The following is a 24,042-nucleotide window of genomic DNA, read 5'->3' on the forward strand; positions in this document are numbered from 1 at the left end:
ATCAGTTGCCGAGCGCTGCGGCGAGATCGGCGCGGATGATTTCGGCGAGTTCGCGGGCTGCCCTGTTCTCGGCATCCTTGATTGCGCGAAGCTTGGCGAATTCCTGGACCGGAAAATCGACCAGGGCCACGGCTTTGCGGTGACCGGATTTTACCGTCTTGCCGGTATCGACACGGGTCAGGTTGTAGTCCGCCTCTATGACGAGACGACCGGCCGACGCCGTATCGTTGTCGTTGCGCTCGTTGAAGAGCACGCCGGTGGTCTGCTGGCTGACGCTCAGCGCCAGCTGGTACTGCGGCGCTGTGGGTTCGCCCTTGCCACCGGACGTGAGGAAGATCAGGGCGTTGCGCACGCGCTGCTCCACCCGGTCCTTGGCTTCCGAAATCCCGATCGAGGCCAAGGCCGTTGCCGGGGCGCCGCTGGGGCCATCGGAATAGAGCGGCCGAACCTGGCAGCCGGCCATCAGCAACAGGGAAAGACCGGCAAAGCCGAGGGCGATGCGGCGGCGGGGATCGAACTTAGACGACGACATTCACGATCCTCTGCGGCACGACAATGATCTTCTTCGGCGTCCGGCCTTCCAGCGCGGTCCGCACGGCATCGAGGCAGAGCACGGCGGCCTCCACGGCAGTCTGATCTGCATCGCGCGCAATTGTCAAATCCGCGCGCTTCTTGCCATTGATCTGGACCGGCAATACGATCTCGGACACCGTCACCAGCGCCTCATCAAAGCGCGGCCATTCCGCCTGTGCGATCAGACCCTCGCCGCCGATGACGCTCCAGCACTGTTCGGCCAGATGCGGCGTGATCGGCGCCATCAAATGGATCAGGATCTCGACCGCGTCGCGCATGGCGGCAGTCGTCACAGTGTCTGTTCCGGTGGCGACATCGGTGAGCGGGGCTGCCAGCGCATTCACCATCTCGTAGAGGCGGGCGACGGCCTTGTTGAAGGCGAGCTTGTCGTAATCCGACTCGACCGCCTTCAGCGTCCTGTGTGCGACCTGGGAGACGGCGCGCGCCGGGCCTTCCGTGGCGGGCGCCGCCGTTGCGGTTGCCAGAGCCGGTGCTGCCTCGGAGATCAGGCGCCAGACGCGCTGGACGAAGCGATGCGCGCCCTCGACGCCGGCTTCCGACCAGATGACGTCGCGATCCGGCGGCGAGTCCGACAGTACGAAGAAGCGTGCCGTGTCGGCCCCGTAGGATGCGATGATGTCATCAGGGTCGACGACGTTCTTCTTCGACTTCGACATCTTCTCGATGGAGCCGATGGCGATTTCCTCGCCGGTTTCGTTTAGCGTCGCCCTGCGGCCGTTGCCGAGGTCCTCGATGGTGATGGCGGAGGGATTGATCCATTCCCGCTGGGCGCCCTCTCCGCGGCTGTAGGTCTCGTGGACGACCATGCCTTGGGTGAAGAGGCCCTTGAACGGCTCGGACAGCCCTGCGTGACCCGCCGCCTTCATGGCGCGGGTGAAGAAGCGGGAATAGAGCAGGTGCAGGATCGCATGCTCGATGCCGCCGATATACTGATCGACGGGCATCCAGCGATCGACCACCGCACGGTTGGTCGGCTGTTCCTCCCATGGCGCCGTGAAGCGCATGAAGTACCAGGAGGAATCGACGAAGGTGTCCATCGTGTCGGTTTCGCGGCGGGCCGCAGCGCCGCATTGCGGGCAGCCGACATGGCGCCAGGTCGGGTGGCGGTCGAGCGGGTTGCCGGGCTTTTCGAAGGTAACGTCGTCGGGCAGACGAACCGGCAGGTCCTTCTTCGGCACGGGAACGACACCGCAGACTTCGCAGTGGATAACGGGAATCGGGCAGCCCCAGTAGCGCTGACGAGAAATCCCCCAGTCACGCAATCTGAAGTTGACTTTCCGCTCGGCCTGCGGGCGACCGGCGAGCTCTTGCGTTTCCAGCAAGCTCGCCACCCGCTCGAAGGCCGCTTCCGTGGCCAGACCATCGAGGAAGCGCGAATGGATCATCACGCCGTCGCCGGTATAGGCCTCCGTGCCGACACTAAATGTCGCGGCATCGCCGTCGGCCGGCATGACCACGGGGGTCACGGGCAGGCCGTAGCGGCGCGCGAAATCGAGATCGCGCTGGTCGCCCGAGGGGCAGCCGAAGATGGCGCCCGTGCCGTAATCCATCAGCACGAAGTTGGCGACGTAGACCGGCAGCTCCCAGGCTGGATCGAGCGGATGGCGGACGCGCAGGCCGGTGTCGATGCCGCGCTTCTCGGCCGTTTCCAGGGCCGCCAGCGACGTCCCCGCGCGGCGGCATTCCTCGCAGAAGGCTTCCAGCTCGGCATTGCCGGCGGCGACCTTGCGCGCCAGCGGATGATCTGCGGCAATCGCCAGGAAAGAGGCGCCGAACAGGGTGTCCGGACGGGTCGTGTAGACCTCGACCTCGGTTTCACCGGGTGCCCGTGCGTCTGCAACGAGCTCCCAGCGGATGGAGAGACCTTCGGAGCGACCGATCCAGTTCTTCTGCATCAGCCGGACCTTTTCCGGCCAATGCTCCAGCGTATCGAGGGAATCCAGCAGGTCCTGGCTGAAGTCGGTGATGCGGAAGAACCACTGCGTGAGTTCGCGCTGTTCGACGAGCGCGTTCGAGCGCCAGCCGCGGCCGTCGATGACCTGCTCGTTGGCAAGCACGGTGTGATCGACCGGATCCCAGTTGACCTTCGACTGCTTGCGATAGACCAGCCCCTTTTCCATAAAATCGAGGAAGAGATGCTGCTGCTGCTGGTAATAGGCGACATCGCAGGTGGCGAACTCGCGGCTCCAGTCGAGCGAGAGCCCCATGACCTTCAGCTGCGCGCGCATGGAGGCGATGTTCTGGTAGGTCCATTCGGCGGGATGAACGCCGCGCTCCATGGCGGCGTTTTCCGCCGGCATGCCGAAGGCATCCCAGCCCATGGGGTGCAGCACGTTATAGCCGCGTGCGCGCTTGAAGCGGGCCACGACGTCGCCCATGGCGTAATTGCGCACATGGCCCATGTGGATGCGGCCGGAGGGATAGGGAAACATCTCCAGGACGTAGTATTTTTCCCGCGGGTCGTTATTGTCCGTCTTATAAACGGATTTCTCGTCCCATTCGCGCTGCCAGCGAGGTTCTGCATCGCGCGGGTTATAGCGTTCTGTGGCCATGTGTTTCGTCGTTCCGGAAATTGTGGCGGGGCGCTGCCGCTCGGGTCTTATGTGGCGTGACCTTCATCATGAAACAACGGTAGCGTCAAGTTTTGCGGGCCTTTGGCCGGGCTCTGCGGCATTCCCCGCAAGCTTGCTTGGCGGCGTGTCGCGGATTGGCTATAGCGGGCAAGCAATCGTACACACCGTGGCACTTCGAGCCACATGACTGCCAGGGAGACCTTGCCGATGACCCGAGTGGACCAGTGGAACGAGGTGTTGTCGCGCATCCACGCGGCGGAGGAGGGCGCTGCGCGTTCCCGCGGCTCCGTGGCGCTGGTCGCGGTGTCGAAGACCTTCGATGCCGACGCCATCCGTCCCGTGATTGTGGCCGGGCAGCGTGTGTTCGGCGAAAACCGGGTGCAGGAATCGCAGGGCAAGTGGCCCGAGCTGAAGGCGGAGACGCCGGGGATCGTGCTGCATCTGATCGGCCCGCTCCAGTCCAACAAGGCCGCCGATGCCGTCGCCCTGTTCGACGTCATCGAGACCATCGATCGAGAGAAGATCGCCCGTGCCGTGGCCGCGGAGATCGAGCGGCAGGGCAAGCCGGTCCGGATCTATGTGCAGGTGAACACCGGGCTTGAGCCGCAGAAGGCGGGCATCGCGCCGGAAGAGACGGCGGCCTTCGTGGCGATGTGCCGCGATACGCTCGACCTTCCCGTGGAAGGGCTGATGTGCATTCCCCCGGCAGACGAAAATCCGGGTCCGCATTTCGCGCTGCTGGCAAAGCTCGCGCAAGAAAACGGCGTCGAGAAACTGTCGATGGGCATGTCCGGAGATTTCGATGTCGCTGTTGCCTTCGGGGCTACCAGCGTTCGCGTGGGGTCGGCGATCTTCGGTCTGCGCGACGTCGCGGTGCCGACCGCCTGAGGATCCTGAAAAGCTGAGGTCACAAAAAACCCGGCGCATGGCCGGGTTTTCGATCGGTGCCGCATGGAAGAATCCGCGGATCAGTATTTCTCTTCTTCCTCGTCCGGCGTCGCGGATTTCAGCGACTTCAGCTTTGCGAAAACGGCGTCCGCGTCCATTTCCTTCTCTTCCTCGCGCTCATAGCCATAGCTGAAGCGTTCGGTTTCCTGCGCCGGTTCCAGCGTGGCGCCGAGATCGGCGGCTGTCGGCAGCGGGCGGCCCTTGGAGGCGCGTTCGACTTCGAGGTCGAGATCGATCTGGCTGCAAAGACCGAGCGTGACCGGGTCGCTCGCCGTCAGGTTGGCGGAGTTCCAGTGCGTGCGCTCGCGGATCTGCTCGATCGTCGACTTGGTGGTGCCGACGAGACGCGAGATCTGGGCGTCCTTGAGTTCAGGATGGTTGCGAACCAGCCAGAGGATGGCGTTGGGGCGGTCCTGACGCTTGGAGACCGGCGTGTAGCGCGGGCCCTTGCGCTTGGACTCGGGAACGCGAACCTTCGGATCGGAAATCTTCAGCTTGTGGTTCGGATTGCCTTCGGCGCGGACGATTTCGTCGCGCGACAGCTGTCCGGTGGCGATCGGATCGAGGCCCTTGATGCCCTGGGCTGATTCGCCGTCGGCGATCGCCTTGACTTCCAGCGGATGCAGCTTGCAGAACGTGGCGATCTGCTCGAACGACAGGGCGGTATTATCGACAAGCCAGACCGCCGTGGCTTTCGGCATCAGCAATTGTTGAGCCATAGATATAGTCCTTCTGTCCGCCGCGCCGGTGTCGCGGGCCGTGGAATACCACTGATTTCCGGGAATAGGGCGCTTCTATACCCCTCTTGTCGCAGAATTGCAATTCTTCTCGACGTCCTGACTTTCGTCTCATTGCCGCCGGCTCCGCACCTGATATGTATCCCCTGAAAAGCGCCGTGAGGATGCGCGAGCACGACAGCAGGGAGAGAGAAGACCATGTCCGACAAGACCTACCCCGTCTCGAAGGAAACGCAGGCACATGCCCTCGTGGACAGGGCGACCTATGACGCATGGTATCGCGAAAGCGTGGAAAACCCTGATGTCTTCTGGGGCGAACACGGCAAGCGGATCGACTGGTCGACGCCCTATACCAAGGTCAAGAATACCTCGTTTACCGGCGACGTCTCGATCAGATGGTTCGAGGACGGGCAGACCAACGTCTCCTTCAACTGTATCGACCGGCATCTGGAGACGCGAGGCGATCAGGTCGCGATCATCTTCGAGGGAGACAATCCCTATATCGACAAGAAGATCACCTATCGCGAGCTGCACCAGCATGTCTGCCGGCTGGCGAACGTCATGAAGGCGCAGGGCGTCGGCAAGGGCGATCGCGTGACGATCTACATGCCGATGATCCCGGAGGCCGCCTATGCGATGCTTGCCTGTGCCCGTATCGGCGCCGTTCATTCCGTCGTCTTCGGGGGCTTCTCACCCGATGCGCTCGCCGGGCGGCTGGTGGACTGTGCCTCCACCTTCATCGTCACCTGCGACGAGGGCATGCGCGGCGGCAAGCCGATCCCGCTGAAGGACAATACCGACAAGGCGGTGGAGATCGCCGCGAAAAACGGCGTCGAGGTGAAGACGGTGCTCGTCGTGCGCCGCACGGGCGGCAAGATCACCTGGGCGGATGGCCGCGATATCTGGTATCACACCGCGACGCAGGTGGCCGATACCGCGTGCGAACCCGTGCCGATGAACGCGGAAGACCCGCTGTTCATTCTCTACACCTCCGGTTCGACCGGTAAGCCGAAGGGCGTGCTGCACACCACGGGCGGCTATCTCGTCTATGTCGCGATGAGCCACGAATATGTGTTCGACTACCATCCCGGCGATATCTACTGGTGCACGGCCGATGTCGGCTGGGTGACCGGCCATTCCTACATCGTCTATGGACCGCTTGCGAACGGTGCGACGACGCTGATGTTTGAAGGCGTTCCGAACCATCCCGACCAAGGCCGGTTCTGGGAGATCATCGACAAGCATCAGGTAAACATCTTCTACACGGCGCCGACGGCGATCCGCTCGCTGATGGGCGCAGGCGATGCCTATGTCACCCGGTCATCGCGCAAGAGCCTGCGGATCCTCGGCACGGTCGGCGAGCCGATCAATCCGGAAGCGTGGCAGTGGTATCATGACGTCGTGGGCGACGGTCGTTGCCCGGTCGTCGACACCTGGTGGCAGACGGAAACGGGCGGACACATGATCACGCCGCTTCCGGGTGCGACGGCTCTGAAGCCGGGGTCGGCCACTCTGCCCTTCTTCGGCATTCGGCCGGAGCTTGTCGATAACGAGGGCAATGTGCTCGAGGGTGCTGCGGACGGTAATCTCTGCATCGCCGACAGCTGGCCGGGACAGATGCGGACCGTCTATGGCGATCACGAGCGCTTCATCCAGACCTATTTCTCAACCTATAAGGGTAAATATTTCACGGGCGACGGCTGCAAGCGCGACGCGGATGGCTATTACTGGATCACCGGCCGTGTGGACGACGTTCTCAATGTTTCGGGACATCGCATGGGCACGGCCGAGGTCGAATCCGCGCTCGTCAGCCACGATGCGGTGTCGGAAGCGGCGGTCGTCGGTTACCCGCACGATATCAAGGGTCAGGGCATCTATTGCTACGTGACGCTGATGTCGGGCCGGGAGGGGTCGGACGATCTGCGCAAGGCACTCGTGGCGCATGTGCGCAACGAGATCGGACCGATCGCTTCCCCCGACAAGATCCAGTTTGCGCCCGGCTTGCCGAAAACCCGCTCGGGCAAGATCATGCGACGCATTCTCCGCAAGATCGCCGAAGATGATTTCGGCGCGCTCGGCGATATCTCGACGCTGGCAGATCCGGGCGTCGTGGACGATCTCGTCGCCAACCGGCAGAACAAGAAGTAGTTATGAAAGGACCGGCCGACGAAGGCGTCCGCCGGTCCTCCTCGCGATCGAACGATCAGAAATCGATGGCGCGGCCGTTGATTTCCCAGTCACCGAAACGGACAGGTTCCGCGCCGCCGCGGCCGCCGATTTCCGTCGGTAGCTCCAATGCGGCGCTTGCCTCACGGCGGGCAGCCGCTTCCTCAAGAGCGCGACGCGCGGCCGGCGAAAGAACCTTGCCCGGCTTCTCCTGATCGTTGTCGTTGTCATTCAGCATTGTGTGACCTCACTACGCCGTTGAATCCATGGTATCTCCGCCCCATCATATAGGGAGAGATGCGGCAATCCCACGATGATTCACGTGAAACGCCGCCGAAAATGCACCTTCTGCTTTCGGAGACGCGCATGAACCTCATTCGCACGGCCATGCTTCTGGCCTTCATGACAGCGCTTTTCATGGGCATCGGTCTTCTGATCGGCGGTCGCGGCGGCATGATGATCGCCCTTCTCATCGCCATCGCCATGAACGCGTTCTCCTATTGGAACTCGGATCGGCTCGTGTTGCGCATGTATGATGCGCAGGAGGTCGATGCGCGCAGCGCACCGGAATATTACGGCATCGTTCGGGATCTCGCGGCCAATGCCGGTCTGCCCATGCCGCGGGTTTATGTGATCAACAATCCCCAACCCAACGCCTTTGCAACGGGTCGCAACCCGCAAAACGCGGCGGTTGCCGCGTCCACCGGACTCCTACAGATGCTGACCTATGACGAGGTGGCCGGCGTCATGGCGCACGAGCTGGCCCATGTGCAGAACCGGGACACGCTGACGATGACCCTGACGGCGACACTGGCCGGCGCCATTTCCATGCTCGGAAACTTCGCCTTCCTGTTCGGCGGCAATCGCGAGAACAACAATCCGCTTGGTTTCATCGGAACGCTGACGGCGATGATCGTCGCGCCTTTCGCCGCCATGATGGTCCAGATGGCCGTGAGCCGGACGCGGGAATATTCCGCCGACCGTCGCGGGGCCGAAATCTGTGGGCAGCCGCTTGCCCTTGCCTCCGCTCTGCGCAAGATCGCCGGCGCCGCGCATCACGTGCCCAATGCAGCGGCCGAGCGCAATCCGGCAACGGCGCATATGTTCATCATCAATCCTCTTTCCGGCGAGCGGATGGACAACCTGTTTTCGACACATCCCGCGACGGAAAACCGCATTGCGGCGCTCGAAGACATGGCCAGCAGCGTTTCCCGGCCCTCGACGCGCGTCGCTCAGCCTGCTACGGCGACCCGAAAGACGCGTTCCGTGCCGAGCACAGGTTGGGGGCGTGATCGCTCCGAACCTCCAAAGGGCCCGTGGTCTTGATGACGAAGACAAAGAACGATTCGGCAACGCAACGATCTTCGAAGCTGGCGGCCGGGCCACAGAAGCCGGGCCTTCTGGCGCGGCAGGCGGCAGCGAAATTGCTGGGTGCGGTGATCGAGAAGAAGATCTCGCTGGATGGCATGCTCGATCCGATCGGTGGAAATCCGGCTTATCGTCAGCTGTCCGATATCGATCGGACGCTCGTCAAAGCCATTCTGCACACAGCCTTGCGCCACCTTCCCCGCATCGAGGCCATGCTCGACCGGCTTCTGAATACACCATTGCCGGATGGTGCGCGTGCCCTGCATCACCAGCTCGTCGTTGCGGCAACGCAGATCGTCTTTCTCGATATTCCAGATCACTCGGCCGTCGATCTTGCCGTGGAACAGGCCAATGCCGATCCGCGAAATCGGCGCTTCGCCAGCCTGACCAATGCCGTGCTGCGCCGCTTCTCGCGCGAAAAGAATGATCTTCTTCGAATCGTGTCCGAAACGACGCCGTCGCTCCCGGCGTGGTTCAGGTCAAGGCTCGTCTCGACCTACGGGCAGGATCATGCCCAGCGCATTGCCGATGCGCTTCTTGAGCCAGCGGCGATCGACATCACGGTGAAGTCCGATCCGGAAGGGTGGGCGCAGCGCTTGGGAGGCATCGTCCTTCCGACCGGCAGCGTTCGCCTCGCATCGTTTCAGGGGGCGGTCTCGACGCTCGAGGGGTTCGATGCTGGCGAATGGTGGGTGCAGGATGCTGCGGCCTCGCTGCCGGCGCAGCTGTTCGGCGATCTCCGTGGCCAGCGCGTCGTGGATCTCTGCGCCGCCCCCGGCGGCAAGACCGCGCAGCTGATCGGTGCAGGGGCAAAGGTCACAGCGCTCGACCAGTCCGCCAGCCGGCTGAAGCGGCTGAACAGCAACCTCGAACGGCTCGGCCTGACGGCGGAGACCATGGAATGTAACATGGCGGACTTTCGGCCGGAGACGCTGTTCGATGCGGCCCTGCTCGATGCACCCTGTTCCTCGACCGGCACGATCCGTCGCCATCCGGATGTGCCCTATACCAAGGGTCCGGAGGACATCACCAAGCTCGCAGGCCTGCAGGAACGGCTGCTGCGCCATGCCCTGACGGTCGTCAAGCCGGGTGGCCTCGTGGTGTTCTCCAACTGCTCGCTGGACCCGGCCGAGGGCGAAACGATGGTGGCGCGGGTCGTCGCCAGCGGCGGATGCACACGCGTCCCCGTCGATCCCGCGGCCTTTCCGGGTCTTGAGGAGGCGATCACGCCGCTTGGGGAACTGCGCACCACGCCCGCCATGCTGGCGCCGCAGACGGGTTTTTCCGGCGGGCTGGACGGCTTTTATGCCACAGTCCTTCGTAGATCGTTGTAACGAAACAGTTTCCACACCTTGACCGTAAGTGTTCGCTACGTCATCCACTGGCGCTGGCGGCGGAAACACGGCACTGTGTATTCGATCGTGAACATTCCGGCCTGTCGCCGGAATGGGGTGGGGCTTCATTTCATTCATGCGGATGTCGGACAGTCGACGGCTGATCTCTCTCACCATTCGGGAAGCCTGGTGGCGCCTGTCGCGCCGCCTCGTGCTCGGTCGCATGTCGTTCATCCGCTTCTCCGGCACGACGCCCGACCGGCTGATCGTCGCGCCGACGGACCTCAGGGTCATCGATCCCCATGTCGCCAGCGAGATCGTGGCCGGGCGCTTTCCGCTGGCCGGACGGATCCTCGAAACGGATGGCGAATCGCCGTTCGAAGTCGATCTGCCGTCTCGTGAATTCGCCGTCCGGCTCCATACATTCAGCTGGGCGCGGCATATCAGGGCGCTGACGGAGGAAGACGATCTTTCCCGCGCGCGCCAGCTGGTCAGCCGCTGGCTGGCCACGCACGGTCGTGGCATCAAGGGCATCGCCTGGGAGCCGGATGTCGCGGCACAGCGACTGATCGCCTGGCTCTCGCATTCGCCGGTGATCCTGAAGCAGGCGGATCATGTCTTCTATCGCCGGTTCCTCAAGAGCCTCGCCGTGCATGTGCGCTACCTCCGCCATGTCGCCAATGCGGTGCCGGATGGCGAGGGGCGGCTGCGCGTGCGGGTCGCCATCGCCTTTGCAACGGTGTCCATGCCCGCCTCCGTGTCGGCCATCCGCCGCGCGGCGCGCCATCTGGACGACGAGCTTGATCGCCAGATTCTCCCCGATGGCGGCCATGCCTCGCGCAATCCGCGCGTGGCGCTCGATCTCCTTCTCGATTTGCTGCCGCTGCGCCAGACCTATGTCAATCTCGGTCACGACGTGCCGGTCAAGCTGATCCCCTCCATCGACCGCATGTTTCCGGCCTTGCGCTTCTTTCGCCACCAAGGCGGAGAGCTGGCACTGTTCAATGGTGCGACCTCCGCGCAGGCAAACGAGCTGATGTCGGTGCTGCGCTATGACGAGACGGCCGGTCAGCCGTTCAAGGGTCTGCCGGACAGCCAGTACGAGCGTCTGGCGGCAAAGGACGTGGTGGTCATCATGGACACCGGCTGCCCGATTTCGGCGGCCCTCTCGCGCGAGGCGCATGCCGGCTGCCTGTCGTTCGAGCTGTCGTCCGGTCGGCATCGGTTCATCATCAATTCCGGCGCGCCGCGCTTTGCCGGCGACCGGTTTCGCCAGATGGCGCGGGTCACGGCGGCGCATTCCACCGTCACCGTCGAAGACCGCTCGTCGGCCCGGCTTTCGACCTCGCGCTTTCTCGGGCCCATCATCACCGGCGGCGTGACGCAGGTCTCGGTGACGCATTCGCCCAGCGAGGGTAGCGACAGCGTGGTCGCGCGCCACAACGGCTATTCCGGTGCTTTCAAGCTGATGCACGAGCGGGACCTGATCCTCAATGCCACGGGCACGACCCTGCGCGGTCGCGACCGGCTGGTGACGCAGGACGGGGCGGATCCCGATCCGGGCCATGCGGCGACCGCTGTCGCGCGCTTCCACATCCACCCCGCCATTACGGTGCGTCAGGCGGATGCGTACGAGGTCAAGCTGATCGCGCCGGACGGCGACAGCTGGGTGATGACCTGTCGCGATGGCGCGATCGCGGTGGAGGAGGATATCTTTTTCGCCGATCCCTCGGGCCTGCGGAAGACGCAGATGCTGACGATCGGTTTTTCTGCCGGGGTGCAGCCGGAAATTCAGTGGATTCTGTCCCGGCGGACGTGACACCTTCTTTGCGGATTCGGTGAAATGACGGTCGGCTGCGGGCAGGCGCGGTTCCTTCCCGGCGACAGCTGTGCTAACGGCAGCGGCATCCGGCCGGCCGGGCTTTTGCGGCCCCCCGGCTGTCCTGCCCCCTTTCCTTGCCAGGAGCCCGTCATGGCCGTTGCCTCCAAGAATATCCCCGCCCCCGACCGCGTTGCCTTGCGCACGGCTCTTCTCTCCGTCTCCGACAAGAGCGGCATCGTCGCGCTGGCGCGTGCGCTGCATGAAAAGGGCGTCGCCCTCGTCTCGACGGGCGGTACGCACAAGACGCTGTCGGAAGCCGGCCTGCCGGTGCGCGACGTGTCCGAGCTGACGGGCTTCCCCGAGGTGATGGACGGCCGCGTCAAGACGCTGCACCCGGGCGTCCACGGCGGCTTGCTCGCGATCCGCGACGATGCCGAGCATGTCGCGGCCATGGAGACCCATGGGATCGCCGCGATCGATCTCGCGGTGATCAATCTCTATCCGTTCGAGGACGTGCGCGCCAAAGGCGGCGACTATCCGACGACGGTGGAAAACATCGACATCGGCGGCCCGGCGATGATCCGCGCGGCCGCGAAGAACCATGCCTATGTCACCGTCATCACCGACCCTTCCGACTACGACACGCTGATCGCGCAGCTCGGTGACGACGCTGCAACCACATTCGCCTTCCGGCGCCAGATGGCCGCCAAAGCCTATGCGCGGACGGCCGCCTACGACACGGCGATCTCGGGCTGGTTTGCCGAGGTCTTGGACATGCCGATGCCGCGGCACCGGACTATCGGTGGTGTGCTGAAGGACGAGATGCGCTACGGCGAGAACCCGCACCAGAAGGCAGCCTTCTACGTGACCGGCGAAAACCGCCCGGGTGTCGCCACGGCGACGCTGCTGCAGGGCAAGCAGCTTTCCTATAACAACATCAACGATACGGATGCGGCCTTCGAGCTGGTGGCCGAGTTCCCGCCCGAAACGGCGCCTGCCTGCGCCATCATCAAGCACGCGAACCCCTGCGGCGTGGCCACGGCGAAGACGCTCGTGGATGCCTACCGGCGCGCGCTGGCCTGCGACAGCACCTCGGCCTTCGGCGGCATCATTGCGCTCAATCAGGAACTGGACGGTGCGACGGCGGACGAGATCGTCAAGCTCTTCACCGAGGTCATCATCGCACCGTCCGCCAGCGACGAGGCGAAGGCGATCATCGCCCGCAAGGCCAATCTGCGCCTGCTCGTCACCGGCGCCCTGCCCGATCCGCGCCTGCCCGGCCTGTCGGCCAAGACGGTGGCCGGCGGTCTTCTGGTGCAGACGCGCGACAACGGCATGGTCGAGGATCTCGATCTCAAGATCGTCACCCGCCGCGCGCCGACGGCGCAGGAGCTCATCGACATGAAGTTCGCCTTCAAGGTGGCAAAGCATGTGAAGTCGAATGCCGTCGTCTATGCCAAGGACGGCCAGACGGTCGGCATCGGCGCCGGGCAGATGAGCCGGGTCGATTCGGTACGCATCGCCGCGATCAAGGCCGAGGAGGCGGCACGCGCCCTCGGACTGGACAAGCCGCTGACGATCGGCTCGGCCGTGGCGTCCGAAGCCTTCCTGCCCTTTGCCGACGGTCTTCTGTCGGCCGTTGCGGCCGGTGCGACCGCCGTCATCCAGCCGGGCGGCTCGATGCGCGACGAAGAGGTCATTGCTGCGGCCGACGAGGCCGGCGTCGCCATGGTCTTCACCGGCATGCGCCATTTCCGGCATTGAGCCGGAGCGGCCCAAAAACCTCTACCCTGTCCGGTCGCCCTTGTCGGCCGGATAGGGCGTCGCCAGCAGGATCAGAAGCCCGGTGACGAGGAACGCGATCAGCGCCATCATGCCGATCCGTGCGGAACCGGTGGCAAGCGTCAGGGTCGCGACGCTGGCGGGTGCGAGGAACGAGGTTGCGCGGCCCGACAGGGCATAGAGGCCGAAATATCGGCCGGCCTCCTCCGGTGCGACGCTGCGGGCGAGATAGGAGCGGGCGGAGGCCTGCACCGGCCCGAAGGCGATGCCGACCAGCAGGCCGAAGAGGATATAGGCCTTTTCCGCCGCTGTCCCGAACAGGCCGCCGCTGTCGGCGGTCGAGAGCTGCACGAGGCCGAACAGCGTAAAGCCCGGCCCTGTCGAGACGATGCCGATCGTGGCGACGGTCAGGCTCAGCAGACTGAGACTGACGATGGTCTTTGAGCCCAGGGCTGTGTCGAGCCGGCTCGCGACCAGGCAACCGCCGATCGCCACCACGTTGAGGATGATGCCGAACAGGCCGAGTTCGAGCGTCCGCCAGGCGAACATGCCGGCCGCAAACGTTCCGCCCAGCGCCAAGAGCCCGTTGACGCCATCCTGGAAAATCATCCGGGCGATCAGGAATTTGAGGATGCCGCGCCACTGGCGCAGGCCGAGGATCGCGCTCTTCAGGTCGGCAAGGCCCTCAGCGATCGCGGCGCGCGGTGCCGTCGTCGCTTTCGGCGCGTCCGGCGTGAACAGGAACATCGGCAGGATAAAGAGCGCGTACCAGGCGGCGGCCAGCGGCCCAGTGATGCGGGCATCGGCACCGGTCGCCGGGTCGAGGCCGAAGAGGGGCGCGATGCCGAGCGCCGTCAGGCCCGTCTCGGGACTGCCGGCCAGAAGCGCCACCACCGTCATGAGCACGATCATGCCGCCGAGATAGCCGATGCCCCAGGCGATGTTGGAGATCCGGCCGGTGTCCTCCGGCGGCACCAGGCGCGGCATCATGCTGTCGTTGAAGACGATCGAAGACTCGGCCGCGATCGATGCCAGCACGATGCAGACGAAGGGCAGGACGAGCGGAGAGCCCGGTACCGCCAACCAGAGCGCCGAGAGGGCTGCGATCTTGACCACCGCAAAGCCGGCGATCCACGGCTTTCGTGCGCCTGTGGCGTCTGCCAGCGATCCGAGGATCGGGGACATGACCGCGATGACGATACCGGAAACGGTGAGCGTATAGCCCCACATCGCCTGGCCCGCTGCCGGATCGTCCGTCAGGCGGGAGACGAAATAGGGGCCGAAGATGAAGGTGATGACGACGGTGAAGAAGGGCTGGGCCGCCAGATCGAACAGCATCCAGCCCCAGAGACCCGCGCGGCCGACCCTGTCCCCGTGCGCCCCCGCCCCCGTCTCCGCCATCACCGGGCCCTGTCTTCGGCGAGATCGCTCAGCAGGCCTGCCGCCACGGTGATCTTGGCAAGCGTCGTTTCGCCCTTCTCCGTCATCTGCGCCAGCTGCGTCACCACGCGGTTGAAGCGGTCGGCATCGCCTTCCTGCCAGGCGAGCACCGGTTCCTTCTCGCCCTTGCGCTGGGTGAGCGCGGCAATGGTGATGGCACGGCGGGCATCGGCGATATCGCTGGTGCTGCGGGCAAGCGCCATGGCCTCGTAAGGATCCGTGGTGATGATACGCTCGGCCGCTGCCAGCAGCCGGCCGACCTTGAGGCTCTGCGTGACGGCGAAATAGCTCTGTGCGGTTCGGGCGAGCGACGTGCCCGCCACCGAGGAGATCTGCATGATTTCCGGCACGAGGGTGATGAGGAACAGGCGGGCGATATCCTGTGCCAATGCTTCCGGAACACCCTTTTCGATCAGGGCCGCCGTGCGTGCCTCGATCTCCGTCACCGCCTCTTCCGGCACCGCGCCATGAGCGGCCGTCGTCAGTTTCTCCAGCGCCTTGCGCAGCGTGTCGATCGCCTGACCGAGAGGCCCGGTGCTCGCCCGGGTTCGCAGCGTGCGCTCGGTGACGATCGCGAAGATGCGGCCGACATCCTGGTAGAGCTCGTTCTGCACCGTGCCGGGCACCGTGTTGTCGAGCGCGTCGATGGCGTCGTAGAGGCGCGGCAGGTCGTAGCCGTCGCGGGTCAGCACGGCCGCCTTCACCACATCGGCCGGCAGGAAGCCGGTCTGGTCGATCATGGTGGAGACAAAGGCCGGGCCGCCGCGGTTGATCACATCGTTGCAGAGCAGCGTGGCGATGATCTCGCGCCGCAGGCGATGGGTCTCGATGTCGCCCTGATGCGCCTTCTGCATCTTGCCCGGGAAGTAGCCGATCAGCGTTTCGTGGAAATAGGGATCGTCCGGCAGATCGCTGTCGACGATCTCGTCGAAGAGCACGATCTTGGCGTAAGAGAGCAGCACGCCGATCTCGGCCCGGGTCAGGGCCTTGCCGGACTGGTAGCGCTCGCTGAGCGCACTGTCGTTCGGCAGGACCTCGACCTTGCGATTCAGCAGTCCTTCTGCCTCCAGCCGCGTCATCAGCCGGGCGAGCGATGTGCGGTTGGCAGCGCCTTGCATCTCCGTCAGCGAGATGGCGAGCGACTGCTGATAGTTGTTGTGGAGCACGAGAGACGCCACCTCGTTGGTCATCGAGGCGAGCAGCGTATTGCGCTTGGCGCGCGTCAGGCGGCCGTCGCGCATGGCGGAGGCCAGCGCGATCTTGATGTTGACCTCGACGTCGGAGGAATTGACACCGGCCGAATTGTCGATGGCGTCAGAGTTGCAGCGGCCGCCGGCAAGGCCGAAGGCGATGCGGCCGCGCTGCGTGACGCCGAGATTGGCGCCCTCTCCGATGACCCGTGCGCCGACCTCCTCCGCGGCGATGCGGATCGGATCGTTCGCGCGGTCGCCGACATCGGCGTCGTTCTCGCTCGGGCCGCGGACATAGGTGCCGATGCCGCCGAACCAGAGCAGATCGACGCGCGCCTTGAGGATGGCCGTCATGATCTCGAAGGGCGTCGCCTGTGTCTTTTCGAGCCCGATGGCGGCCGCCGCTTCCGGGGTCAGCTTCACGGATTTTTCCGTCCGCGAAATGATCATGCCGCCCTTCGACAGCGCGGCGCGGTCGTAGTCCTGCCAGCTGGAGCGGGGCAGCGCGAACAGCCGCTCGCGCTCGGCAAAGGATGCGGCGATGTCGGGGTCGGGATCGATGATGATGTCGCGATGATCGAAGGCGCCGATGAGGCGGATCTGGCGCGACAGCAGCATGCCGTTGCCGAAGACGTCGCCGGACATGTCGCCGACGCCGACGACGCTGAACGGCGCCGTCTGGATATCGATGTTCATCTCGCGGAAGTGGCGCTTGACCGTTTCCCAGGCGCCGCGCGCCGTAATGCCCATCTTCTTGTGGTCGTAGCCGGCGGAGCCGCCGGAGGCGAAGGCGTCGTCCAGCCAGAAGCCGGCGTCCTGCGCGAGGCCGTTGGCGGTGTCGGAGAAGGTGGCCGTGCCCTTGTCGGCGGCGACCACGAAATAGGGATCGTCACCGTCGAGCCGCAGCGTGTCGTTCGGCGGCACGATCTCCTGATCGACGATGTTGTCGGTGATCGACAGCATGGTGCGGATATAGGTCTTGTAGGCCTCGGTCCCCACGCGGAAGATCTCGTCGCGCGTCCCGCCTGCCGGCAGCAGCTTCGGGAAGAAGCCACCCTTTGCGCCGACGGGCACGATGACGGCGTTCTTGACCTGCTGCGCCTTGACCAGACCCAGCACTTCGGTGCGATAATCCTGGGCGCGATCCGACCACCGCAGGCCGCCGCGGGCGACCTTGCCGAAGCGCAGATGCACGCCCTCCACCTCGACGCCATAGACGAAGATCTCCCGGAAGGGCCGCGGCTCCGGCAGGCCGTCGAGCAGCTTGGGATCGAATTTGAAGGCCAGCATGACGCGCGGTTCGCCGGCTTCGTCGCGCTGGAAGTAATTGGTGCGCAGTGTCGAGAGCACGGCGTTCATCATGCGTCGCAGAATACGGTCTTCGTCGAGGCTCGGAACGGCGTTCAGCGCCTCTTCGAGGCCGGTCTGCAGCCTGGAGGCGTCGCGCGTCCGCTCCTTCTCCCCGGTCTGCGGGTCCATCCGCGCGATGAAGAGGCGGAAGATATCGGCAGAGATCGCGGGATATTTGTTCAGCGTCTCGGCGATCAGGCCTTGGGAATAGGGGATGCCGGCCTGACGGAGGTAGCGGGCATAGGCCCGCAGCACCGTGACGTCGCGCGCGTTGAGCCCGGCCAGCAGGATCAGCCGGTTGAAGGCGTCGTCCTCGATCTTGCCCGTCCAGGCGGAGAGGAAGGCCTCCTCCAGCAATGGGCCCATGGACGAGACGTCGAGCGTCTTTCCGTCGCGGTGGATCAGCTCCATGTCGTGGAGAACCACCAGCCGCTCGCCCTTCGCATCGGACACGGAGAGGTCGTGGGTCTGCTCGCTGATGACGCGGAAGCCGAGATTTTCCAGCAGCGGCACGCGCTGGGAGAGCGAGACGGCGCGATCGGCGTGGAAGATCTTCAGCTCGAGACGATCGGCGTTCGCGGTGTCCTCCCCGGCCGTCTCCGAGGGCGTGCCCTGCAGCCGGTGGCGCTCATAGAAGGCGATGCGGATCGGGTCGTCCGTTTGCGCGGCGGCGATGTCGGGCAGGTCGGCATAGGCTTCGGCGGGGGTGAAGGCCGCCTGATAGCCTTCGTTCACGGTGAGCGAGAGGCCGTCGCGGCGGGCGAGCAGATGGAAACGGTCGGACCAGCGCGTGACGATCTCGCGGACGGCATCTTCCAGCGTGCTCTGAGCGACCCGCGGTGTCGTGCCGCCGGAACGGCCGATGATGAAATGGACGCGGGCGAGCCCGCCGGCCGGAAAGGCCGGATAGTAGGCCGAGACCCGGCCCTCGTAGACATCCTTGAAAACGTCGCCGATGCGCTCGCGCACGCGGGAATCATATTGTTCGCGCGGCACGTAGACGATGATCGAGACGAAGCGATCGAAGCGGTCGATGCGCGGCAGGACGCGCACGCGGGGGCGATCGGCAAGCTCGTTGATCTGCTCGCAGAACACCTGCAGTTCTTCGACGTCGATTTGGAACAGGTCATCGCGCGGGTAGGATTCGAGCGTGTTGATGAGCATCTTGCCGGAGTGGCCGCGCGGATCGAAGCCGAAATGCTCAATGACACGGCGCACCTTCAGACGCAGCAGCGGAATGTCGGCCGCCGAGCGCGTATAGGCCGTCGAGGTGAAGAGGCCGACGACGCGCAATTCGCCGATGACGTTGCCCTGGGCATCGAAGCGCTTGATGCCGATGTAATCCATATAGGCGCGGCGGTGGACGACGGCCTTGGTGTTCGCCTTGGTGACGATCAGGAAATCGGGACCCTGCAGGAAGGCGAGGATTTCCGGCGTGGTGACCACAGCGTCGTGTCCCTGGCGTAGCACGCGGACGTTCGGATCGGACAAGATGCCGAGACCATGCCCGGTGCCGCGATCGAGCGTCGCCTTCTGCCCGTCGCCGGAATAGCTGTATTCGCGCATGCCGAGGAAGGTGAAGTTGTCGTCGCGCAGCCAGGTGAGGAAGGCGAGCGCCTCCTTGCGGTCGGCATCGCGGTCGCCTGTCGCCTGCTCTTCCAGTTCGCCCATGGCTTCGCCGAGAAGCGCCTTCATCGGCTCCCAGTCGCCCACGGCCTGATGCACCTGCGCAAGGACGGTCTCGATCGCGCCCACCAGCGCCGTCGCCTCCTCGGGCGCGAGATGGCCGAGGTGAATCTGGATGTGGCTCACGCGCTCGGTCGGATCGCTCTCCTCCTCGGGGTCGAACAGCACGGGCTCGGCGCCCTTGGATACGACCAGGATCGGGTGGACGGCGAGCGAGAGATCGCGATGCCGGCTCGTGACCTCGCCCATGATGGAATCGTAGAGAAAGGGCATGTTGCGGTCGGTGACGCAGAGAACGGAGACCGGCGCGCCGCCGGGCTTGACGCTTTCCAGATCGGTGACGGTGACGCGGGACGTGTCCTTCTTGCGGGCGGTCACCTCCTTGTAGGCGTGCGCCGCGGCGGCGGCGAGCATGCCCGCATCATAGGCGGCGATATCGTCGGGGCTCGCGCGTCCGAAAAGAATGGCCGGCGACAGGAAGGGCTGACCGAGGCGTTCTGCCGCCTGCTCGATCTCGCCGATCAGTCGGGTTTTCTTCGGATGATGTCGCGTGCCCATGGTGTTTCGTCCTCCAGCCGTTGTTTTTCCCTGAACCTAGCAGAAGAATTCGTGATTGCGACCGCTAAGCCCGCCTCTTTCTGCCAAAGCGGGTATGCGCGCATGGCAGGGCGCCGGATCGAGCGGATCGGAACCGGCCTTCGGCTGTCATGGTCCATGCTCCCCTTCCCATGTGCAGTTGACAGCAGCGTGACCGTCGGGCGATCTGGCGGCAGCGCCCCCGAGAGAAAGACCTGCAGCATGTCCGAGACCGCCGCCGGTACCGTCATCGTCATTTCCAGCCACGTCATGCGCGGCTCCGTCGGCAACCGCGCAGCCGTCTTCGCGCTGGAGACGCTGGGTTTTACCGTTTGGGCCGTGCCGACGGTCATCATGCCCTGGCATCCGGGACACGGCCGCTCGACGCGGATGGCGATCGACCCGGATACGTTCGATGCGATGCTGGGCGAGCTTGCGGCGTCTCCCTGGGTGGGCGAGGTTCGCGCCGTGCTGTCGGGCTATCTCGGCAATGCGCAGCAGGTCGAGGCGGTGGCACGCCTGGTCGAGACGCTGAAGGCGCGCAATCCGCATCTCCTTTATGCCTGCGATCCGGTGATCGGCGACCGGGGCGATCTCTATGTGCCGGAGGCGGTCGCCTTGGGCATCCGGGACAGGCTCCTGCCGCTGGCGGGGCTCGCCACGCCGAACCGCTTCGAGCTGTCCTGGCTCTCGCATGCCGACCTCGACAGCAATACGGCCATTCTGGACGCCGCGCTGGCGCTCGGGCCCTCGCGCATGCTGGTGACGTCGGCGATCGCCATGATGAACGGCAGCACGGGCAATCTCTACCTTTCCGGGCATCATGCGCTGCTGGCCGAGCACCGGCTGGTCGACAATCCGCCGAACGGGACGGGCGACCTGATGGCCGCGTTGTTTCTGGGGCGGCTTCTGGAGGGGCAGAGCGAGGAGAAGGCGCTGCAGCTCGCCACCGCCAGCGTGTTCGAGATGGTGGCCCGCTCGGCGCGGCGCGGTGCCGACGAGCTGACGCTGCAGCAGGACGCACATTGCCTGACCGGGCCGATGTCGCTGGTGCAGATGCGCCACCTGATGCATCCGTCGCAGACGCGCAAGCGCTGATACGGGAATTCGCGGTTCGGAGTCGTGCCCGGCCCGCCGTAAATTAACCGAGCGGACCGCGTCACTCTTGCCTCTTCGGACAATCGGCGCTTAAACACGGGTCAGCAAAGAGGGCACAGGCACATGTATCAATTTCCCGAGCACCTGCTGGGCGGTTACCAGAAATTCATGAACGGCCGGTTCGCCGAGCAGCAGGCCCGCTACAAGACGCTGGCGGAAACCGGACAGCAGCCGAAGACGCTGATCGTCGCCTGTTGCGACTCCCGCGCCGCGCCGGAAACCATCTTCGACAGCGGACCGGGCGAACTCTTCGTGGTGCGCAACGTCGCCAACATGGTTCCGCCCTACGAGCCCGATGGTCAGTATCATTCGACCTCGGCGGCGCTGGAATTCGCGGTCCAGTCGCTGCGCGTCAAGGACATCGTCGTCATGGGCCATGGCCGCTGCGGCGGCATCAAGGCTGTGCTCGACAGCGGCGCTGAGCCTCTGTCGCCCGGCGATTTCATCGGCAAGTGGATGAACATGCTGAAGCCGTCGGCCGAACAGATCGCCGGGAACGACATGATGACGGCGGCGGAGCGCCAGCGCGCGATGGAGCACGTGTCGATCCGCAATTCCATCGTCAACCTGCGGACGTTCCCCTGCGTCCAGATCCTCGAGCAGCGCGGCAAGCTGCAGCTGCATGGCGCCTGGTTCGATATTTCGACGGGTGAGCTGTGGGTGATGGATCCGAAGTCGGGCGATTTTTCCCGGCCCGGGACCTGATCCGCGCCGGATTATCGTTTCCAGAGAGGCTGCACGGGCGACCGTTGCAGCCTTTTTCATGTGTCATGGCCGAAAAGCCGACGTGAAAAAACCCCGGAGCGCTTTCGCGCCGGGGCTTTCTGTCGTCGAAATCGAGAAAGATCAGCCGTCGATGTCGGCAGCGATCTGGGCGATCGCCTGCTGGTAGACGCTGGCCGCGTTCCAGCCCTGGATGGCGCCGAAGTTGCCTTGGCCCGGCTGATAGCCGCCGCCTGCCCGCCAGCCATGGCCGCGCAGGAAGTTGGCCGTGGAGGCCAGGGCGTCGGCCTTCGAGCGAACCATATCGACATGGCCGTTGCCATCGCCATCGACGCCGTATTTCACGACGTTTGCCGGGAGGAATTGCGTCTGGCCGATTTCGCCATGGGCCGCACCGCGGGCATCCGTCGAAAGATCGCCGCGCTGGACGAGCGTCAGGGCTGCGTAAAGCTGGTCGGTGAAGTAGTCGGAGCGGCGGCAGTCATAGGCGAGCGTCGAAACGGCCGACAGCGTGTGCTCTTTGCCCATGAAGCTGCCGAAGCCGGTTTCCATGCCCCAGATCGCGATCAGCGGGCCGGCCGGCACGCCGTAGCGCTGCTCGATGGAGGCGAAGAGGGCTGCGTTCTGCGCCTTCATCTTCTTGCCGCGGGAGACGATGGCCGCACCGCCGCGCTTCTTCATAAATTCGTTGAGCGAGAGCTTGAAGCTCTTCTGGCCGCGATCGGCGCGGATCGTGGCCGTGTTGTACTTCACATTGGCAAAGGCGCGGTCGAGCACGGCGGGGCTGATGCGGCCGGCGGCTTCCTGCTTGAAGTCCTGAACCCAGGCGTCGAAACCGGCAGACGTGTTGCCGCAGCTGGCGGCGAAGGCCGCTTGCGGTGCGAGGGCGGCAGCTGCAGCCAGTGCAAGACCTGCCAGTGCGAACGTCTTCTTCAGCATAAAAAACCCCGTAGCCCTGCTTCTGATGGCCGACAACCTTGCCGTCTGGCAGAGGCAGCGCCTTGATGTTTCACGTGAATCCGTCCGTCAGCGTCCGTCTTCAACCTTTGGGCACCCGCCGTCCCTGTCCCGGTCGGCGGGTCCCCTCGTCTCTTTGCCGCCGATCAGGCAGCCTGCTTCTTGGCCGTTATCAGGCCGCGGGCGACCAGCAGCTCGGCGATCTGGATCGCATTTAGTGCGGCACCCTTGCGTAAGTTATCGGACACAACCCAGATGTTGAGGCCGTTTTCGACCGTCGCATCTTCACGAATGCGTGAAATGTAGGTGGCGTCCTCACCGGCGCTTTCGTAAGGCGTCATGTACCCGCCATTTTCATGCTTGTCGATGACCAGGCAACCGGGCGCCTCGCGCAGAATGTCGCGGGCCTGATCGGCCGTGATCTCGTTTTCGAACTCGATGTTGACCGATTCCGAATGGCCGATGAAGACCGGGACGCGCACGGCCGTGCAGGTGACCTTGATCTTCGGATCGAGCATCTTCTTGGTTTCGGCCAGAACCTTCCATTCTTCCTTCGTATAGCCGTCTTCCATGAAGCTATCGATGTGCGGAATGACGTTGAAGGCGATGCGCTTGGTGAACTTCTTGCTTTCGACCGGATCGGCCACGAAGACGGCGCGGGTCTGGTTGAAGAGCTCGTCCATGCCGTCCTTGCCGGCGCCCGAAACGGACTGGTAGGTCGAGACGACGACGCGCTTGATCTTGGCGAAATCGTGCAACGGCTTCAGCGCGACGACGAGCTGCGCCGTGGAGCAATTCGGGTTGGCGATGATGTTGCGCTTGGTGAACTGGGTGATCGCATCGGGGTTCACTTCCGGCACGATCAGCGGCACGTCGGCGTCGTAGCGCCATGCCGAGGAGTTGTCGATGACGACGCAACCCTGCGCGGCGATCTTCGGGGAATACTTGAGCGAGACCGCACCGCCGGCCGACATGAGGCAAATGTCGGTGTCGGAAAAGTCGTAGTTTTCGAGGTTCTTGACCTTCAGCGTCTTGTCGCCGAACGACACTTCGGTGCCATGCGACCGGGCCGAGGCCAGCGCCACGACCTCATCGGCCGGGAAGCCGCGTTCGGAAAGGATATTGAGCATTTCGCGCCCGACATTGCCGGTGGCGCCTGCTACGGCGATCTTGAAACCCATTGTCTTGCTCTCTTTCTCTTCTCTCCGCGGAAGCTGGGGGAGAAACCCGGATCGCCTGTGGCGCGGGCTTCGCGTCCCCGGCCGTGCCGGGGAGAGAGCGGTGGGCCAGAGACGTCAGACGGTTTTCGTCGTCGTTTTGGCCGTGTTTGTGAAAAGTGCGGACAGGGGTTCCGGCGCTCCTGCCGAAGCAAGACCGTTTGCGCAGCCGATGATGGACATCCGACGAAGCATGAACCCTTCCCTTTCCGCTGCTGCTCATATTCATTCTGCCGGTAAAGTCAAGGTTCTTCGTGCGACCAGAGCCGTCGTGCCAGGCGGCCCTTAGACGAAAGTCATAATCCGAAAGGATCGCTGCCCGACGCCGTCCCGATCTGGCATTCTTGCCCATCGGTGTACTCCGTGAACCGATCGAGGAGGATCGGTGGGGTGCACGCCTGGATTTTGGGAGGACGACTGC

At 64.5% G+C, this 24,042-nt stretch carries 16 protein-coding genes; 8 read left to right on the forward strand and 8 right to left on the reverse strand.

Annotation, left to right across the window (positions count from 1 at the left end):
- Window position 1: 1 nt before the first annotated feature.
- Both lptE and leuS read right to left on the reverse strand, forming a co-directional pair.
- The gene (gene lptE / locus LRX75_RS03885) at window positions 2-532 is read right to left on the reverse strand and encodes an LPS assembly lipoprotein LptE (RefSeq protein ID WP_231812099.1); all 531 of its coding nucleotides are present in this window, start codon (window positions 530-532) and stop codon (window positions 2-4) included.
- Window positions 519-3,146, reverse strand: a complete 2,628-nt coding sequence (leuS, locus tag LRX75_RS03890) for a leucine--tRNA ligase (protein WP_231812100.1) — start codon at window positions 3,144-3,146, stop codon at window positions 519-521. The genes lptE and leuS overlap by 14 nt, the downstream gene beginning before the upstream one ends.
- Before the next feature lie 228 nt (window positions 3,147-3,374).
- On the opposite strand from leuS, the gene LRX75_RS03895 reads away from it, so the two are divergent.
- Complete coding sequence (locus LRX75_RS03895; RefSeq protein ID WP_231812101.1) at window positions 3,375-4,055, forward strand: YggS family pyridoxal phosphate-dependent enzyme; 681 nt, start codon at window positions 3,375-3,377, stop codon at window positions 4,053-4,055.
- Window positions 4,056-4,135: 80 nt separating this feature from the next.
- On the opposite strand, the gene LRX75_RS03900 is transcribed toward LRX75_RS03895, so the two are convergent.
- The gene (locus LRX75_RS03900; protein WP_110730361.1) at window positions 4,136-4,834 is read right to left on the reverse strand and encodes a DUF1013 domain-containing protein; all 699 of its coding nucleotides are present in this window, start codon (window positions 4,832-4,834) and stop codon (window positions 4,136-4,138) included.
- Between the two features lie 216 nt (window positions 4,835-5,050).
- On the opposite strand from LRX75_RS03900, the gene acs reads away from it, so the two are divergent.
- A complete protein-coding gene (gene acs, locus LRX75_RS03905) occupies window positions 5,051-7,000 on the forward strand; it encodes an acetate--CoA ligase (protein ID WP_231812102.1) in 1,950 nt (649 codons plus the stop codon).
- A 55-nt stretch (window positions 7,001-7,055) separates the two neighbouring features.
- Here the strand turns inward: acs and LRX75_RS03910 are convergent, their stop codons facing one another.
- The gene (locus LRX75_RS03910; RefSeq protein ID WP_420851151.1) at window positions 7,056-7,253 is read right to left on the reverse strand and encodes a DUF1674 domain-containing protein; all 198 of its coding nucleotides are present in this window, start codon (window positions 7,251-7,253) and stop codon (window positions 7,056-7,058) included.
- Between the two features lie 131 nt (window positions 7,254-7,384).
- Here LRX75_RS03910 and htpX point away from each other — a divergent pair, with 131 nt between their 5' ends.
- The 4 genes from htpX to purH all read left to right on the forward strand — a co-directional run bounded on the left by htpX (window position 7,385) and on the right by purH (window position 13,306).
- On the forward strand, window positions 7,385-8,344 hold the full coding sequence (htpX, locus tag LRX75_RS03915; protein ID WP_231812103.1) for a zinc metalloprotease HtpX: 960 nt from the start codon (window positions 7,385-7,387) through the stop codon (window positions 8,342-8,344).
- On the forward strand, window positions 8,341-9,720 hold the full coding sequence (locus LRX75_RS03920) for an RsmB/NOP family class I SAM-dependent RNA methyltransferase (RefSeq protein WP_420851142.1): 1,380 nt from the start codon (window positions 8,341-8,343) through the stop codon (window positions 9,718-9,720). The genes htpX and LRX75_RS03920 overlap by 4 nt, the downstream gene beginning before the upstream one ends.
- A gap of 136 nt (window positions 9,721-9,856) precedes the next feature.
- Window positions 9,857-11,539, forward strand: coding sequence for a heparinase II/III family protein (locus LRX75_RS03925; protein WP_231812107.1), 1,683 nt, complete (start codon window positions 9,857-9,859; stop codon window positions 11,537-11,539).
- A 153-nt stretch (window positions 11,540-11,692) separates the two neighbouring features.
- A complete protein-coding gene (purH, locus tag LRX75_RS03930) occupies window positions 11,693-13,306 on the forward strand; it encodes a bifunctional phosphoribosylaminoimidazolecarboxamide formyltransferase/IMP cyclohydrolase (RefSeq protein WP_231812109.1) in 1,614 nt (537 codons plus the stop codon).
- Between the two features lie 21 nt (window positions 13,307-13,327).
- Here the strand turns inward: purH and LRX75_RS03935 are convergent, their stop codons facing one another.
- Entirely contained in the window at window positions 13,328-14,725 is a 1,398-nt protein-coding gene (locus LRX75_RS03935; protein WP_231812111.1) for an MFS transporter, read from the reverse strand.
- Window positions 14,725-19,548, reverse strand: a complete 4,824-nt coding sequence (locus LRX75_RS03940) for an NAD-glutamate dehydrogenase (protein WP_231812113.1) — start codon at window positions 19,546-19,548, stop codon at window positions 14,725-14,727. Before LRX75_RS03940 ends, LRX75_RS03935 begins: the two co-directional genes overlap by 1 nt.
- 240 nt (window positions 19,549-19,788) lie before the next feature.
- On the opposite strand from LRX75_RS03940, the gene pdxY reads away from it, so the two are divergent.
- Window positions 19,789-20,664 carry a pyridoxal kinase PdxY gene (gene pdxY / locus LRX75_RS03945; RefSeq protein WP_231812115.1) on the forward strand — a complete coding sequence of 292 codons (876 nt, stop codon included), beginning with the start codon at window positions 19,789-19,791 and terminating at the stop codon, window positions 20,662-20,664.
- A gap of 123 nt (window positions 20,665-20,787) precedes the next feature.
- On the forward strand, window positions 20,788-21,429 hold the full coding sequence (locus LRX75_RS03950; protein WP_231812117.1) for a carbonic anhydrase: 642 nt from the start codon (window positions 20,788-20,790) through the stop codon (window positions 21,427-21,429).
- Window positions 21,430-21,570: 141 nt separating this feature from the next.
- Here the strand turns inward: LRX75_RS03950 and LRX75_RS03955 are convergent, their stop codons facing one another.
- Both LRX75_RS03955 and LRX75_RS03960 read right to left on the reverse strand, forming a co-directional pair.
- The gene (locus LRX75_RS03955; protein ID WP_231812119.1) at window positions 21,571-22,386 is read right to left on the reverse strand and encodes a lytic murein transglycosylase; all 816 of its coding nucleotides are present in this window, start codon (window positions 22,384-22,386) and stop codon (window positions 21,571-21,573) included.
- A 164-nt stretch (window positions 22,387-22,550) separates the two neighbouring features.
- Entirely contained in the window at window positions 22,551-23,585 is a 1,035-nt protein-coding gene (locus tag LRX75_RS03960; protein ID WP_113149905.1) for an aspartate-semialdehyde dehydrogenase, read from the reverse strand.
- Window positions 23,586-24,042: the final 457 nt, after the last annotated feature.

It is taken from the genome of Rhizobium quercicola (assembly GCF_021168455.1).
GTDB classification, from domain to species: Bacteria; Pseudomonadota; Alphaproteobacteria; order Rhizobiales; family Rhizobiaceae; genus Ferranicluibacter; species Ferranicluibacter quercicola.